Origin of the sequence: Kitasatospora purpeofusca (genome assembly GCF_034043715.1) — a bacterium.
Taxonomy (GTDB): domain Bacteria; phylum Actinomycetota; class Actinomycetes; order Streptomycetales; family Streptomycetaceae; genus Kitasatospora; species Kitasatospora purpeofusca_A.
The window spans coordinates 1-14,437 of record NZ_JAXCLC010000116.1 but is presented as its reverse complement, the minus strand read 5'-3'; the positions used below and the strand labels follow the sequence as shown (position 1 = coordinate 14,437).

The 14,437-nt window shown below is 69.2% G+C and carries 18 protein-coding genes; 13 read left to right on the top strand and 5 right to left on the bottom strand.

The genetic code is table 11. The annotated features are described in order from the left end of the window. Positions 1 to 21: 21 nt before the first annotated feature. Positions 22 to 1,644 (bottom strand): tyrosine-type recombinase/integrase, encoded by a 1,623-nt coding sequence (locus SM793_RS34820; protein ID WP_320442341.1) that lies wholly within the window; start codon positions 1,642 to 1,644, stop codon positions 22 to 24. A 290-nt stretch (positions 1,645 to 1,934) separates the two neighbouring features. On the opposite strand from SM793_RS34820, the gene SM793_RS34815 reads away from it, so the two are divergent. After that, on the top strand, positions 1,935 to 2,192 hold the full coding sequence (locus SM793_RS34815) for a DNA-binding protein (RefSeq protein WP_320442340.1): 258 nt from the start codon (positions 1,935 to 1,937) through the stop codon (positions 2,190 to 2,192). 75 nt (positions 2,193 to 2,267) lie between these two features. Next, entirely contained in the window at positions 2,268 to 3,272 is a 1,005-nt protein-coding gene (locus SM793_RS34810; protein ID WP_320442339.1) for a recombinase family protein, read from the top strand. A gap of 16 nt (positions 3,273 to 3,288) precedes the next feature. On the opposite strand, the gene SM793_RS34805 is transcribed toward SM793_RS34810, so the two are convergent. Next, the gene (locus SM793_RS34805) at positions 3,289 to 4,059 is read right to left on the bottom strand and encodes a hypothetical protein (protein WP_320442338.1); all 771 of its coding nucleotides are present in this window, start codon (positions 4,057 to 4,059) and stop codon (positions 3,289 to 3,291) included. A gap of 43 nt (positions 4,060 to 4,102) precedes the next feature. Beyond that, complete coding sequence (locus SM793_RS34800) at positions 4,103 to 4,633, bottom strand: hypothetical protein (RefSeq protein WP_320442337.1); 531 nt, start codon at positions 4,631 to 4,633, stop codon at positions 4,103 to 4,105. A 621-nt stretch (positions 4,634 to 5,254) separates the two neighbouring features. Here SM793_RS34800 and SM793_RS34795 point away from each other — a divergent pair. The 9 genes from SM793_RS34795 (at position 5,255) to SM793_RS34755 (ending at position 11,332) form a co-directional block, all read left to right on the top strand. Next, on the top strand, positions 5,255 to 6,352 hold the full coding sequence (locus tag SM793_RS34795; RefSeq protein ID WP_320442336.1) for a ParB/RepB/Spo0J family partition protein: 1,098 nt from the start codon (positions 5,255 to 5,257) through the stop codon (positions 6,350 to 6,352). Between the two features lie 188 nt (positions 6,353 to 6,540). After that, complete coding sequence (locus SM793_RS34790; RefSeq protein WP_320442335.1) at positions 6,541 to 6,714, top strand: hypothetical protein; 174 nt, start codon at positions 6,541 to 6,543, stop codon at positions 6,712 to 6,714. Between the two features lie 627 nt (positions 6,715 to 7,341). Next, on the top strand, positions 7,342 to 7,584 hold the full coding sequence (locus SM793_RS34785) for a hypothetical protein (protein ID WP_320442334.1): 243 nt from the start codon (positions 7,342 to 7,344) through the stop codon (positions 7,582 to 7,584). Next, positions 7,581 to 7,820 (top strand): hypothetical protein, encoded by a 240-nt coding sequence (locus tag SM793_RS34780; protein WP_320442333.1) that lies wholly within the window; start codon positions 7,581 to 7,583, stop codon positions 7,818 to 7,820. The genes SM793_RS34785 and SM793_RS34780 overlap by 4 nt, the downstream gene beginning before the upstream one ends. Then, a complete protein-coding gene (locus SM793_RS34775) occupies positions 7,817 to 8,095 on the top strand; it encodes a hypothetical protein (protein ID WP_320442332.1) in 279 nt (92 codons plus the stop codon). The genes SM793_RS34780 and SM793_RS34775 overlap by 4 nt, the downstream gene beginning before the upstream one ends. Positions 8,096 to 8,152: 57 nt before the next feature. Beyond that, positions 8,153 to 8,821, top strand: coding sequence for a ParB N-terminal domain-containing protein (locus tag SM793_RS34770; protein ID WP_320442331.1), 669 nt, complete (start codon positions 8,153 to 8,155; stop codon positions 8,819 to 8,821). Then, a complete protein-coding gene (locus SM793_RS34765; RefSeq protein ID WP_320442330.1) occupies positions 8,814 to 10,226 on the top strand; it encodes a ParB N-terminal domain-containing protein in 1,413 nt (470 codons plus the stop codon). The genes SM793_RS34770 and SM793_RS34765 overlap by 8 nt, the downstream gene beginning before the upstream one ends. 68 nt (positions 10,227 to 10,294) lie before the next feature. Further along, the gene (locus tag SM793_RS34760) at positions 10,295 to 10,978 is read left to right on the top strand and encodes a hypothetical protein (RefSeq protein WP_320442329.1); all 684 of its coding nucleotides are present in this window, start codon (positions 10,295 to 10,297) and stop codon (positions 10,976 to 10,978) included. A gap of 90 nt (positions 10,979 to 11,068) precedes the next feature. Continuing rightward, positions 11,069 to 11,332: a hypothetical protein gene (locus tag SM793_RS34755; RefSeq protein WP_320442328.1), complete on the top strand. Its 264-nt coding sequence runs from the start codon at positions 11,069 to 11,071 to the stop codon at positions 11,330 to 11,332. A gap of 101 nt (positions 11,333 to 11,433) precedes the next feature. Here SM793_RS34755 and SM793_RS34750 read toward each other — a convergent pair whose 3' ends face one another. Together SM793_RS34750 and SM793_RS34745 are read right to left on the bottom strand one after the other, a co-directional pair. Beyond that, complete coding sequence (locus SM793_RS34750; protein WP_320442327.1) at positions 11,434 to 11,748, bottom strand: hypothetical protein; 315 nt, start codon at positions 11,746 to 11,748, stop codon at positions 11,434 to 11,436. A gap of 42 nt (positions 11,749 to 11,790) precedes the next feature. Further along, positions 11,791 to 12,501: a hypothetical protein gene (locus tag SM793_RS34745; protein WP_320442326.1), complete on the bottom strand. Its 711-nt coding sequence runs from the start codon at positions 12,499 to 12,501 to the stop codon at positions 11,791 to 11,793. A gap of 439 nt (positions 12,502 to 12,940) precedes the next feature. Here SM793_RS34745 and SM793_RS34740 point away from each other — a divergent pair, with 439 nt between their 5' ends. Continuing rightward, positions 12,941 to 13,621: a hypothetical protein gene (locus SM793_RS34740; protein WP_320442325.1), complete on the top strand. Its 681-nt coding sequence runs from the start codon at positions 12,941 to 12,943 to the stop codon at positions 13,619 to 13,621. A gap of 130 nt (positions 13,622 to 13,751) precedes the next feature. Next, positions 13,752 to 14,018, top strand: a complete 267-nt coding sequence (locus SM793_RS34735) for a hypothetical protein (protein ID WP_320442324.1) — start codon at positions 13,752 to 13,754, stop codon at positions 14,016 to 14,018. Positions 14,019 to 14,437: the final 419 nt, after the last annotated feature.

Below are 14,437 nucleotides of genomic sequence, written 5' to 3'. Positions count from 1 at the left end.
CCCCCCCCCCGTCCCCGCGCGTCAGACCGGTACGAGTTCGGCCTTGGCCGCGAGCTTCTTCTGCTGGGCGCGGCGCAGCGCGGTGAGTCGGCCGCCGGTCGGTGCCAGCACCGGTACCGGAGCCGGGGCCTCGACGGGGGCGGGCTCGGGCACCGGGGCCTCGACGGGGGCGGGGCGGCTGGCGCGGGGGACGACGGCGAGGGCGGCTTCGGCCTGGGCCTGCTTCGCCTCCTCCAGGGTGTTGGTGTAGGTGTCGGCGGTGATCTGGATGCCGGAGTGGCCGAGCTGGTCGCTGATGTCCTTCATGTCGGCGCCGCCGTAGTGGGCGATGCACGCCGCGCCGTGGCGGAGGCCGTGCAGGGTGATCGGCGGGAGGTCCGCCAGCTCGACCAGCTTCGCGAACCGGTAGGTGAGGTAGTCGGGGTGGTACGCCTCGCCGTTCTCCTTGGTGAAGACGAGGCCGGTCTCCTTCCAGGCCCGTCCGGCCTTCTTCCGCTGGACGGCCTGCCGGTCGCGGCGGTCGGCCAGGAGGCGGGCGCTCTCGGAGTCGAGGTTGATGGTCCGCTCGGAGTCGGCCTTCGGGGCGGTCTGGTAGAGCTGGCTGGCGATGTAGACGAGCTGCTGGCTGATGGTGACCTGCATCTGGTCGAGGTCGACCTCGGACCAGGGAAGCGCGCACGTCTCACCGCGGCGCGGGCCGCGCAGGGCCATGAAGTGCCACAGGTCGAACAGGTCGTCGGTGACGTAGGTGTCGAGGAACTCGCCGAGGAGCTGCGGTGTCCACACCATCACCTTGCCGGGGACCTCGCCGGTTGCCCGCCAGTGGGCGACGCGGGCCGGGGTCCACAGCAGCGGTTTCGGGGCCTTGACCTTGGGCAGGGTGACCAGCTCGGCCCAGTTCTTGCTGACCTCCTCGGCAAGGAGGGCGTCAGCGAGGGCGCTGCGGAGCGTGGCGAGGATGCGGTGCTGCGTGGTGGGGCCGGTGACCCGTCGCTTCTTCTTGCGCTCGGAGGCCAGAAGCTCGCGGGCCTCCATCCAGGCGGCGCGTAGTACCGGCCGGTCTGCCTTGGAGCCCTCGCGCCAGGCGACGCGCTTGCGCTCGCAGTCGGCGGTGAGGAGGTCGACGTAGTCGCGGTGGAGTTCGATCTCCGTGTTCCGGTCGGCGATCGAGGCGAATATGCCTTCGATGTGGGCCTTGCGGAGGTCCTTGCGGTCGACGAGGCCGATGTACGGGTTGATGTGCAGGTCGATGTGCTCGCGGTACTTGTTGGCCGTCCCGAGGGCGATGTCCTTCTTGCCGGTGATCCACCGGATGAGGGAGTCGCCGGTGGTCTCCCGCACGCCCACGTCCAGGCCGTCCTGGTGCTGCTTCCACAGCTTCTTGCACTCGGCGGCGGCCTTCTTCTGGGTGGGGAAGCCGCCGGGGCGGAACCGTTGGCGCTTGCCGTCGGGGCCGGCTGGCAGCTCCAGGAAGAAGTGCCAGGTCCCGTGGTTCCGCTCGCTCAGGCGGGGGCATCCGGTGCCCAGGTAGCCGATCTTCTGGACGCCCTCCTCGTCGAGGACGGGCTTGCCCTTGAGCTTGCCCCGCCGATGCCACTGTGGGCCCTTGCACATGCACTTCTTGTAGGTCTTCTCCTCGAACATCTGTCCGAGCCTTGCCTTTCGCTCCGCTTCTTCGCTGGCCGTGGGCCGCCACGGACAGTCACTCGAATATGTGTTCTATTATGCCTCAATTCGCGTCGGCGGTACACGCAACGACCGCTGCCGCCAGGGCACTTGGCGGCAAGATGGGGGCGCCGTCGGGGTCGGCCGGTTGTTGTATGCCAACTGGCTTTCGCTATCCTTGGTTGCCAGTCGCTACCTTTACCGGCCTTTCCGGCCCGGGTAGGCTGGACCCAAGTTGGCGCGGGGGAGAACGCGACAACGAACTGAACATGAAGATCGACAAGCCTGATGAGCGGGTCATGAAGGTCGAGCGGGGCATGATGCTGCGCGAGGTCCTGAGTCTGCCCGTCACGATCAACGTGACGACGGCGGCGAGCGCGCTCGGGATGGGCCCGAACAAGGCGTACGAGGCGATCAAGGCGGGGACCTTTCCGCTGGACCTGATCGTCGTGAGCGGCACACGGCGTGTGCTCACCGCATCCTTGTGGAGGTTGCTCCAGGTCGAGGGGCTTGTCATGGATTCGTGACGGACGTCACGTGATGGTGACACTTTGAAGTGTCGCCATCACGTGACGTCGGTGGCGCGATGGGATGGGACAACGGTGGCACCGAGAATCTTCGGCTTCGCGGACGCGGCCAAGCGCGCCCTGCTCGAAGACGAGGCACAGGCCGTGCGGTCGGTCGTAGAGCGCCGCACCGGCGGGGAACCCTTCGCCGTAGGCGCGGCCTCTCTACGCAACGCGGACTTCGTCGGCACTCTCGGGTCCCCGTTCACCGGCAAGACGCTGGCCCGGCTCCTAAGAAACCCGGCCATCGCCGGTCTCACGCATGACGCGGACGGCAACCTGGTCGACGCCGGCCACCCGGGCATCATCACCCCCGCCCAGTTCGCCGAGCTCCAGAAGCAGGATGCCGCCGAGGCGGCCAAGAAGGAGAAGGACGGCAAGCCCGCCGAGGCGACGCCCGACTACGACTACCTCTTCGGCTCCGCCGACCTGGTGACGTGTGGCATGTGCGGCGCCAGCACCCAGGGCCTGCGCACCAACGCGGGCCACCCCGGCTACTGCTGCCCGGACGGGCCCCGCGCCGACCGGCCGGGGGACTGTGGCAAGGTCCGCATCTCCGCCGGGCTCCTCGAAGACCACGCCGGCGAACAGATCGTCGCCCGCCTGATGCTGCCCGGCACCCAGAATTCCCTGGAAGCCGCGCGTGAAGAGGCGCGCCGGGAACTGGAAGTACACCGGGCCCGGCTCGCGGAGGTCCGTGCCACGGTCGACTCCCTCGGCACGATGGTGCTCCGCAAGCAGATCACCGCCAAGAGCGCCGGGATCGCCAAGAACGAGGCCGCACGGGAGACGAAGGCCCTCAACCGGGCGATCCGCCGTCTGGAGCGTGCCGCGGCGACGCCGGTCACTGGCAGCGTGGACGAGTTGGTCACCTGGTGGAACACGGCGCCCTCCGAAGCGAAGGCCGGGCTGGCGCTGCTCATGCTGTACCGCATCGACATCTTCCAGGCAGGCCGGGGGACGCGCACGATCAAGCCCGGCCGGGTGAAGCTGTGGTGGCGCCACCTGCCGCCGCCGCCCGACCTTCGCACCGCCGCGTAGTCAACCCGCAGGCAGGTCAGCGACTGCTGCGTCTTGCGCGGATCGAGACAGCGATGCCGCTGAACAGGAACAGCGCGAACAGCCCGGCGGACGAGGAACTCACGGCGTCCTGCGCGCTGGTGTTCCACGCGTCGCCCCGGATCTGGGTGACAGCGACGAAGGCGGCCTCGGTGCCTCCCCAGAGTGCGGAGGCGGCTCCGCCGGCGGCGATCAGGCCCTGCGCGGCGGCGATGGAGCGGTGGCCCCCTCGGGCGTTGAAGATCGCCAGGGGCAAGCAGTCCCAGGCGACGGCGATGCCGGTCACTGCCCAGTAAGTGTCGATGACCAGCAGGTAGATGGCGGCTGCGCCGGCATCGGCGTACCCGTTGATCAAGTCGATGCCGCTCGGCGCGGAGAGGCCCAGCACTGTGATCGCCACGGCGACACCGAAGGCCGCACCGAAGCGGACGCGCAACGCGAGGCGCCAGGCGTCGCGTTGGTAGGTCCAGGTGACGAGGAAGGCTTGGAGGCTCGCCACGGTCAGGATTCCGAGAAGGTGCACCATCACCATGCCGAGGTTGTCGACTCCGGTGATGGATTCGATTCGGGCGCCGACGCCAGGCAGAGCGACGAAGATCGAGGCGGCGCCACCGGAAGCGGCGGCGTAACGGCTCCAGCGGTCCAGGGGCCATCTGCCAGCCCGGGAGTACCGGTTTTCCCGGTTTCGTATCGCCAGCCCGATGGTTGCGGCGGCGGTTGCGGTGGCGACGACCAGGGCTGCTCTCAGGATTGGGGCCGCGAAGTCCACGTCGTTCTCGTTTCGGTTGGTGCCGCCGCAGACTGCGGCGGGTTCAGCTGTAAAGCCCCTGGATTTCCTGGCGGCTCGCCTCGGCAGCCTCGGCGCGCGACAGCCGCCCACGGCGTCGGGGCTTGCGACTGTCGTCCCGCGGGGGCGTCGCGTCCGGGGCGGCCTTCAAGCCGCGCGCCGCCCGAAGGGCATGTGCGGCTTGAAGAAGCCCCTCAACGCCGCTCTCGCCGAGTTCGGCGACCAGGCGCAGCGCCTCGCGGGCCTGCTCGTAGCCGTAGTAGACCTCCAGTGAATCCAGGTCTTGGGGCCCGGGCAGAAGGAACGCCGGCGGGCATTCGAATGCCTGGCCCAGCCCCACAATGGTACGGCAGGGAGGATTGGCTTTACTCCCGTTCAACGTGTGGTGAATCACTGTGTGGTCGAGGCTCGGCTTACCACTCTCATCCACCGTCCGCGCTGCAAGATCACGGACGGTGGGGGCCTTCCCCGTCTCTCTGGTAAGGCGTTCGCGTAGGAACATGAGCTTCGAGGACAGGCTCCACGTACTGTCGGTGGTGGGGGAGCGCGTGGACATTTTGGATTCCCGGTGTGTCTGCACCGCGAAGCGGCTTCTTGTTGGTGATCGGCAACAGGCAGTCTAGCCGCTCCGCCGTTCATGAATGAACGCACCGGATTTTGACAGTCCCATGGATTCGCATGCAAGCTAAGGCAGGCTGCGGGCCATCCAACCAGCTCAGCGGCCGTTTGGCCTTCGGTGAACCACGCCGGGGCCAGGTCTGCGCGGCTGCATCTAGGCACCCGTGCCCGCACATGGGGGCTTTCCGGTGGTTATCGACAGCGCAGGGGCGGCGCGCGTGCTCGCAGAGCTTCGCCAGGGCGGGGTTGAATCCGAGCCCGGTGGCGGAAACCCCCTGGCTGGCCGCGCGGTGCTCGGCGCCCTCGTGCTTCTCGGAACTCCGAAGATGGCGGATCGGATATCGCTGAATGCCCCTGCGGTTCGCGCTGGATCCCCTTGCCCGCATGGCGGTTCGTGACCGATGGGCTGATTGTCCAGGGTCTCTGAATAGTCCTGGCGGGTCGACGGGGAATCTCGATCTTGTTCTGTCCCGGTGTTGTGCCCTCGCCCTAAATGAGTATAAAATCTAAACAAGAGAGAGGGGGACGGACCCCCTCACTACCGGATGGGAACAACACCATGGCCAAGCAGCTCAAGATGACCCAGATCCACGCCAACCCGGCCCAGCCTCGCGAGTACTTCGACGAGGAGAAGATGAACGAGCTCATCGCCTCCGTGCGGAAGCACGGCGTGATGAACGCCATCGAGGTCCGCCGACGCCCCCAGGGCGGCTACGAGATCGTCATGGGCGAGCGCCGCTACCGCGCCAACCAGAAGGTCGGCAACGCGACCATCAAGGCCGAGATCGTCGAGGTCCCTTCCGACATCAAGGCGTTCGTCCGCTCCATGGCCGAGAACGTCAACCGGGCCGACATGACCCCGCTGGAGGAGGGTCGGGGCTACCGGCGCATCCTCGCCGAGGACACCAACGAGGACGGCAGCCCGCTCACCGAAGCCGACGTGGCCAAGTCCTTCGGCAAGACCCCCCGCTACATCAAGATCCGCCTCCAGCTGCTCGACCTGATCCCCGCCGTCCAGCACCATCTGACCCACGGCCACATCGGCACCGCCGCCGCCCACCGCATCTCCGAGCTCAAGCCCGAGAACCAGCAGGCCGTCATCACCAAGTGGGCCCAGGGCGGCGAGGGCGGCAAGCCGATGGACGAGAACACCCTGCTCCACTTCGCCCACCAGGTCCGCGAGCAGGAGCGCCAGCCCTCGATGTTCGACATCGCGGAGCTGAGCGAGGAGGAGAAGGCCGAGCGTATCGCCGTCCAGAAGGGCACCCGCAACAAGCTCGACCAGATCGAGCGGGTCCGCGCCCTGCTGGACGAGCTGGCCAAGACCCCCATCGAGGACCTGGCCACCGCCCTGGAGGGCCAGCTGAGCACCCGCCTGGAGCAGCTGGAGCGCACCGCCAAGAGCCTCCAGGACGCCAAGTTCCAGATCCGGCAGGCCAAGGCCCTCGCCGACGCCAAGGAGATCGTCACCTCCAGCGAGGCCGAGGCCCCCAACCTGGCCGAGCCCGACGACGAGCAGGACCAGACGCAGCCCGCCGACCTCGACGCCGAGTTCGCTGACATGCTGGCCCAGGTCGTGGCCGAGGGCGCGACCCCCGAGGCCGAGATCGAGGTCGACGCCCCCGCCGACGAGACCTCGGTGCCCGTCGCGGCCTGAGGGGCGCCCCACCGGCGGCCCCGCAAGGGGCCGCCCGGGACCCGGCCCCCGCAGAGAGCCCGCGCTGACGGCCGACCGGCCAGTCCGGAACCCCGGGGGCGCCCGCGTGCCGGCGGCCCCTGCCGGTCCCTGGGCGACCCGCTGCACAATGACCCGAACGACTTCGCTCAGGGAAGGAACGGGACCGCATGCCTCGGCCCGACTGGATCCAGATGTCCCCCACTGCCTGGTACGGCGGAGGGAAGGGGAAGCAGGATGCGCTGTTCGCCCCGCCCGGCGACGACCCGGACATCGACGACTTCGGAACCGCCCCGTTCGACGGCTGCACCGTCGAGGAGCTGGAGTCCACCGACATGCCTTAAACCCTCGACTTGTATGGGGACTCATTGATGATACGGTCTGCATGTCACCGGGAAGCGGAATCGCCCATCCGGATCTGCCCCCCGGTGACACGCGCCGTGACACCTCCCTCACGGTCCTGGAAGGCGGCACTCCCCCCGCGCCCCACCCTCCAGGACCGGGCCGCTCCCGTGAGCAGGCCGCGAGGGGAAACGCCAGCCAGCACGTCACGACCAAGGCCCGCCCGACCGCTCCGCGTCGGGCGGGCCTGCGCACATCCAAGGAGCAATCAGTGCCCGACACCTACCGGGCCGACAGCGCAGCAGACCCCGAGGCGTACGCCCGGCTGATGCAGGAACGGTACGGACCCCTCTCAGCACTCTGTGCAGAACGGGACCACCCCGGACCTCCCCAGCCAGCGAAGTTCGGACCCCGGAAGTACAGCACCCGCTGGCCCGACCCGAACGCGGCCCTTCACCGCGAACTGCTGCTCCTGGCCCTCGACTCCCACCGCCAGAGGACGACACCGAAGTGACCGCCACCAGCACCACCGCGCCCGACCGAACCCCGCCCTGGCCCGGAGCCATCTGGTGTGAGGCGTGCGACTCCTGGTGCAACCCCGTCTCCGCCCTCTGTCGATGCAACAACCGATGACCGGCCCCCAGCCGGCGCCCGAACAGGAGTACGCCTCCTGCCATCCGCTCGACGAAGGCCGCCGCATCCGGATCATCGCCCTCGATGGCGGCCGGGCCGAGGTCATCACCCTCGACGGCCCGCCAAGACGCCGCGACATCCTCCTCGGTGCGCTCCACCCGACCGCCACCACGGCGAACGGGCGCCCCCGGCGGACCGGCTACCGTCTACTCGAACCAGCGGAACGGAGCCCGAAATGACCCAGCGCGACCCCGACGCCGCCGACCGGCGGGTCACCGCCAGCAACATCACCGACCCACAGCTCGACCAGCTGTGGGAGCGCGTCGAATCGGCGGAGGCCCGTCTCGCCGCAGCTGCCGACCTCCTGTCGGCCGGACACTCCGGCTGGCACGACCGCGTCGACATCGTCCGCCGCCTCTGCGCGGGCGAGATCACCGCCGAGCAGGCCCGAACCGAAGACCGCGACGGTCGATGAAGCCCCCCAGCCGCCCGATTCCGCTCCCCGGGCACCCCATGGTGCTCACCCCCGGCGCCCTCGCAGCCATCGAGGGCGCCGTCGCGTTGGACCGTGGCCACGCCCACGCCGCGCACCTGGGCATGTCCACCCACGCCGACACCACGCTCACCCGGGCCCAGGGGCTGACGGCAGGCAGCACCCCCACCACCGGCGATCTCGCAGCCGCCCGCAACCTCCTGCGCGCCGAAGCACTCCGGGCAGGGCCGGCGACCCAAGAGGCGTCGAACACCTGATCGTCTAGGCTGATGCGGCGTAGGGCGCGGGGAATCGGCCTACGAAGGACCAGCTCCGTGCCTCAGCGTGAACCGATCGACCGGATCGTCGACTCCCTGCTGCCGCTCGCCGTCCCGATCGGCGACCTGACCCGCTACCACCGCAACCCGCGGCGAGGCGACGTGAACTCCGTCGCCGACTCCCTGCGCTGGCACGGCCAGTTCAAGCCGATCGTCGTCAACAAGGGCTCGCTAACCGGCCGCCCGAACGAGATCCTGGCTGGCAACCACACCTGGGACGCCGCCGTCCAGCGCGGCTGGGACCAGATCGCCGTGACGTGGGTCGACGTGGACGAGGACGACGCCGCGAAGATCGTCATCGTCGACAACCGCACCTCCGACCTCGCGGGGTACGACACCGAGTTGCTCGCCGACATCCTCTCCGCCCTGCCCGACCTCGGCGGCACCGGCTACGACCAGGACGCCGTGGACGACCTCCTCGACTCGATCGAGCTGCCGTCCCAGCTCGCCGCCGAGACCACCGACCGCGAGGGCGACAAGACCGCCGACGACCACCTCCAGTGGGGATTCGTCCAGTGGGGCACCACCCGCGTCCAGATCACCAAGGACGAGGTCGAGCGGCTGAACAACGTCCACGACGCCTTCTACACCTCGCGCGGCACCGACACCGGCTTCGCTCACTACATCCTCGACCAGCACGCGCAGCGGGAGCTGGCCGATGCCTGAGTTCATCGAGTCCTACCCGATCGGGCAGCTCAAGCCCGCCCCCTACAACCCGCGCCGCCTCAGCGAGGAGGCATTCGACCGGCTCCAGCGGTCCCTGGCCCTGTTCGGATGCGTGAAGCCCGTCATCGTCAACGGCAACCACATCCTCGTCGCGGGCCACCAGCGAACCAAGTCCTTGAAGGCCATCGGGCAGACCCACGCCCCGGCAATCCTCCTCGACGGTCACGTCGGCACTCAGGATGAAGTGCAGTTCAACCTGCTCCACAACTCCATCGAGACGGACGGCTCGAAGGTCCGCGTGCTGGCATCCGGGCCGGACGCGCACGGCTGGGAGTGGATCGCCCCCGAGGACGTGACCGCGGTGTCCCGCTCCAACCCCGCGATCCAGGCGGAGATCCGCCGCCTCGTCACCCGGTACGGCACCTGGGGGTCCGTCGTCGCCGACCACGCCGGCAGGATCATCCTCAACAATGACTACGCGGTGGTTGTGAGCGACCTGCGCCTGCCGCTGCTGTGCTACCGGCTCTCCGTCCAGGAGGCCGACGAACTGGCGGTGTGGCTCGACGGCGACTACGGCGTCTACGACTACACCCAGCTCGGCATCCGCGCCTACAACCAGCACTGGTGCCAGATGCACCGGTTGGGCGGCGACGAGGGCGACTCCAACAAGTCCACCACCTACGAGCAGCACGTCCTTCCCGCGCTGCGCCCCGGCCAGCGGGTCATGGACTTCGGCGCCGGAGAGCTCGCCTACATCAAGCAGATCAAGTCCCAGGGCTTCGACGCCCACTGGTACGAGCCGCACGTCAAGGCCGCCGGCAAGCAGAACGCGTTGGACGTCGCGGCGACCGTCAGCCACATCCGCGACCTCCAGCGGGACATCCCGGCGAACGGCCTGTACGACGTGGTCGTGCTGGACTCGGTGATCAACTCCATCACCAGCCTGGAGTTCGAGGCGGCCGTCGTCATCGCCTGCAACTCGCTGCTCGCCAAGGACGGCACCTTCTACACCGGGACGCGTTCCCTCGGCTCGGTCGAGCGCAGGGTCAGCGGCAAGAGGGCCCGCAACAACGGCCGCTATCGGCGCAGCATCGAGTTCCTGGACGAGGACGGCTTCACCGCGTCGTTCAGGCAGGGCGTCTGGACGATGCAGCGGTTCCACGACCCGGCGTCCCTGCGGGCCCTCATGGACCGGTACTTCGAGGAGGTCGAGATCCGCGGCAACCCCAACGGCGGCAACATCTACGCCGTATGCCGGAAGCCGAAGGCCCTGCCGGAGGAGCAGCGGCGGGCGGCGCTCGAGGTCGAGTTCAACATGGAGTACCCGGGGGACTACCGGCACAACCGGCATCGGCCGCTGGTCGAGGCGCTGATGCGGGCCTGCCGGGAGCGGGACGACGCTTAGGTCAACACCCCACATGAGTATAAAATAGAAGCAGAAGGGTTATTCAACTCACAGACAGGATAAGCAAGTTGCCATCAATCACCGTCCAAGTCGGAGACCGCAAGTACCGACACCTGTGGCTCAAGTACGTCACCGGCATCGACTTGAGCAGACACTGCGCGGTCGCCCTCCACGGCCGCTACAGCCGCCTGGTCGACGAACGTACCCAGGAAGCCACCGTCCATCTGGACGAGTTCCCGCACGCACTCGCCTGGTACCTGTGCGGCGTCACCACCGCCCCCTACCGGTGGGAGGACAACCCGCACTTGGCCGTCACTGCCGCCCCCGGCCACACCGAGACCCTGAACGTGCAGGGCCTCACCGTCCACCTCGACGGCGTCAAGCCCATCCACTTCACCGCCACCGACAACGTCCCCGACGACGACCCGCACGCCAACGACCCGGCCTACCGCACCTGCCGGAACTGGCAGTTCGCGCACTACCTCCGGGCCCGCGGCGTGCCCGATGTCCACGGCGACCGGCCGCGCATCACCACCCTGCGGCCCGGCGCAGGCCAGGTCGAACTGCTCCCGAAGCCGCCAAGGGTGAAGCCGGCGGGAGGACGCGACGGCGGAACCCGCACCAACCGGTGGTCCAGGCCGGACAGCAGCGGCGAGCAGCCGCAGGCCCTCGCAGTCGTGCGCCAACTCCCCCTCACGGTGGCTGGTGACGAACAGTCAGTCCGGCCCGACGCCGGACCGCTCGACCGGTAGCCCCCTGCCCGGCGGCACCCGCACCAACTCGGCCACGCAGGCCGCCGTCGAGCAGGCGCCGCCGGGCTCTGCGCTGCCCGGGGCTTCCCAGTGATCGCCGGGCTCTACCTGCTGGTAAGGCTGGCCGTGCCCCTGCCCGAGACCCTGTTCGGCTCCGTCCTCGCCACCCTCTGGTCGGCCGGCACACACGCGATCTTGGACCGCCGATGGCCGGTCCGCCTCCTCCTGGAGCGCACCGGCTCACCAAACTTCGCCGTGCTCCAGTCCGGCGGCATCAGCGGACCGTACCTTGCTGATCAGGCACTTCATGCGACGGCGCTTCTCGGGCCAGCGGTGCTGCTCACTCGCCTGTGAGAACTCTGCCCGCGGACGGGACGGGACGTCGTGCTCAGCCCGATGGGGAGGTAGGGGCCGGGCGCCGTGCAGCGCCCGGCCCCTACCTCCCGGCTGGCAGGTTACGACGCCCGGTTGCCGGGCCGCCGCCCAGTCTGACGGCGCCGCCGCTCCGCAGCCCTACGGCCGTCGACCGGACGCGCCGACGGACCCCGGCGCGCGACCACCCGCTTCAGCTCGGATACCCGCCGAGCCGACTGCCGGGACCGGCGCGGAGGCCGTACGGCCGTCCTCGCCGCTCCGCCGGGCGGCAGCTCCGCCACCTGCCGGACCTTGCCCTTGATGACCTGCAGCAGCAGCTCCAACGTCGTGATCACGACGAATCCCACCACCTTGATGGCGGTGTCCTCCGACCACACCAACTGCACGATCTGCACCGCGTCCTCCGAGAAATTTGAGTGGAGGGGTGAGGAACTACGTCATGCGGCCAGGCTGGCATCCAGCCTGCAGGCGCCCACCCCGAAGCGGCCGGCCGCGTCGGCGCGCCCGGGGGCCCGGGGGATCAGGGGTGCTTGGAGTCGGGTGATGCCGCACGCGATGGCCAGGGGTTGAGCAAGATCCTCGGTGCCCGTTGGCCGGGAAGCGGGGGTAACTGCGCAGGGGGAGCAGCGGGTGGCCAACTCGGCGGCGAGTTCGAAGCCGGAGTGGAGTCGCGCCAGACGGCTGGAGAACTCCCAGGCGTCCAGGTCCTCCCATGGTTCCGGGCTGGGGCTGCCGGCTGCGGCCGGAGAGCTGTTGTCTAGGACGGCTTTTTGGAGGCCGTGCCATACGTTTGGTCGACCGGATTCGCGCGGGGTCCGGGCACTGTCCAGCAACGTGGTGAAGCTGGATACTCGAAGGGACTTATCGGCAACCAGCAGGTCGTAGATGCGCTGTACCTCAAGGGCCAGCGACGCCATGTTCATGCTCTTGCCGGAGCCCTGCGTGTGCCAGACGACACGAAACAGTGCCCCCGAGGCCGTGGCCCGCAGGGCGCGAATCTGCCGCCTGCGGATTAGTTCGGCTCGCTGGGTGGCCTCCCGGGCCTGAAGGGCGGTCAAGGCCGAGGCGAACAGGGGCTGTGCGTCCAGACCGATCGGCCCGTCGCCGTACGAGTGGGCGGTGATGCGCTCCAGCTCGATCGGCGTCATGGCCGACACGATAGCCGACCCCGCGGACGGGCGGTGCGCCACCGGCAATGCCTAAATTGCTCGTACGACGGGGACGGCATCTGGAAGTTGAGGATGGCCGTGAGAAGCAACAGGTCTGTCCTCCGGCTTCGGCGTGTCCTCGTGGGCGAGGCTTCGTTGGGCACGGCGAGCGCCTACCCCCCCGGGGCGCTGAACGGCCTGCTCCACAATGCCCGGTCGCTGTGGCCCGCGGTCGGACAGCAGGCGAAACGGTGCGGGCGGACTCGGGACCTTCCCCTGTCCGCCCGCACCGGCCGGGAGCTTCGCGATCCGGCGATCCGCGCGGCCGCCCGAGGCCCCGCACCGGGCCTCGTTCGTTCGCGACACGGTGTGCTGCTCTGTGGTACCTAAGAGTCCGTCGATCATGGCCCCGTGCGGGCCGCAGAACGAGGGGAACTCTGTGACCGCGCCGTCCACGCCCAGCCGCCCGTCCACGCCCCCGCCCGCCCCCGGGATCCCCCCGCAGCCGTCCGCGCCGCCGCTGCCGACCACGGCGGCGCATCGCCGTCGGATCGACCTTCAGGGCTGGAGCGCGGTAGTCACTGCCGTCGTGGCCGTCGTCACCCTCGGGGCCGGGTTCGCCGGCGGCTTCCTTACCCAGGCCCGGGTCAGCAACGACACCGCGCCGCAGCCGACCGTCACCGTCACCGTGCCCGGCCCGACCGTCACGGTCGCGGGCCCCACCGTCACTGCGGCCCCGGCCGCTGGTGCAGGCTCAAGGCCGTCCGTCAACCCGTTGCCCAGTACGGTGGCCGGTGGCAGTGCGACCCCGACCGCCGTTCGCGTCCTCACTGCGGCCCCCGACAGCGGGCGGGGCGGCACCAAGACGGTGCTCACGGGTGAGAACTACCCTCCCGACGTGATCGTCCGGGTCACCTTCGTCGTCAAGGACCCCTTCGGCGCGGACCACAAGGTACGAGACCTGCGGGACACGAAGACGGACGCCCGGGGCTCGTTCTCCCTGGAGGTCGTCATCCCGTCCGACATGGGCACGTACGAGGCGAACTCCATGAACTCCTACCTCCGCGCCGGTGTCAGCCCCGCCATGAAGAGCGAGACGGTCTTCGACCTCATCGCCTGACCTGTCGACGGAGAACGCCCCGCGCGGGCTGCCCGCCGGCGGACAGTGCCGCTGGGGTGGCGGTCGGGGCCGTGTCACGGAAGACGCACCCGAGGTGTGGGCGTGGCGGAGATCCCCGAACGTGGGGCTCATGGGATCGATCGTTGTCCTCTACGAGGTGGAACCAGACCAGGCCCTTGGCCCGGACGGCGTCGAGCCCGCTGTGCTGGCGGTTCACGCAGCGGGCGCTGATTCCGATGTGCCGGAGGATCCGCAGCCGCGCACGCTGTGCGGGCTGGACACAGGCCCGATGGAGCACTCGCACTACAGGCCGTCCCGGCCGGGCGAGCCCTGGTATCCGCCGGCGCTGGCCGGGCAGCGGTGCCACGAATGCGCGCGGGCGCTGCGGGCAGCGTGAGTACGGCCCGGGACGGCGGCAGGTTGGCGGAGTCGGACACGGACGGCTTTGTCGAGGAGGCCGACGTGCTGCCCGTGAGCGGTACGAGGCGGCGAAGTGGGCCGCGGGCGAAGAAGGAGCGCCGAGACGGCAAGGCTGTCGCGGAAGTGGGTGATCACCTGCGGGCCGGTGTTGCTGCCTGCGGCCCGCCGCAGGGCTACCAACAGCCACACCGTGGCGTTCCACCCGATTGATCGTTCCGCCCCCCTGGGCTCGGCGGCGTGAGCGCAGCCTTCGTGCCGGGTTGAGCGAAAACGATGAATCGGATCATAGGTCCGTCATAGATGTGCAAAATCGGTGGGCATTCACTCGATCGTGTAGTGGCGTTTCCGGTCGGGGAAGGTGAATGATTCTTCTCGCACGGTCAGCGAAAAACCGCG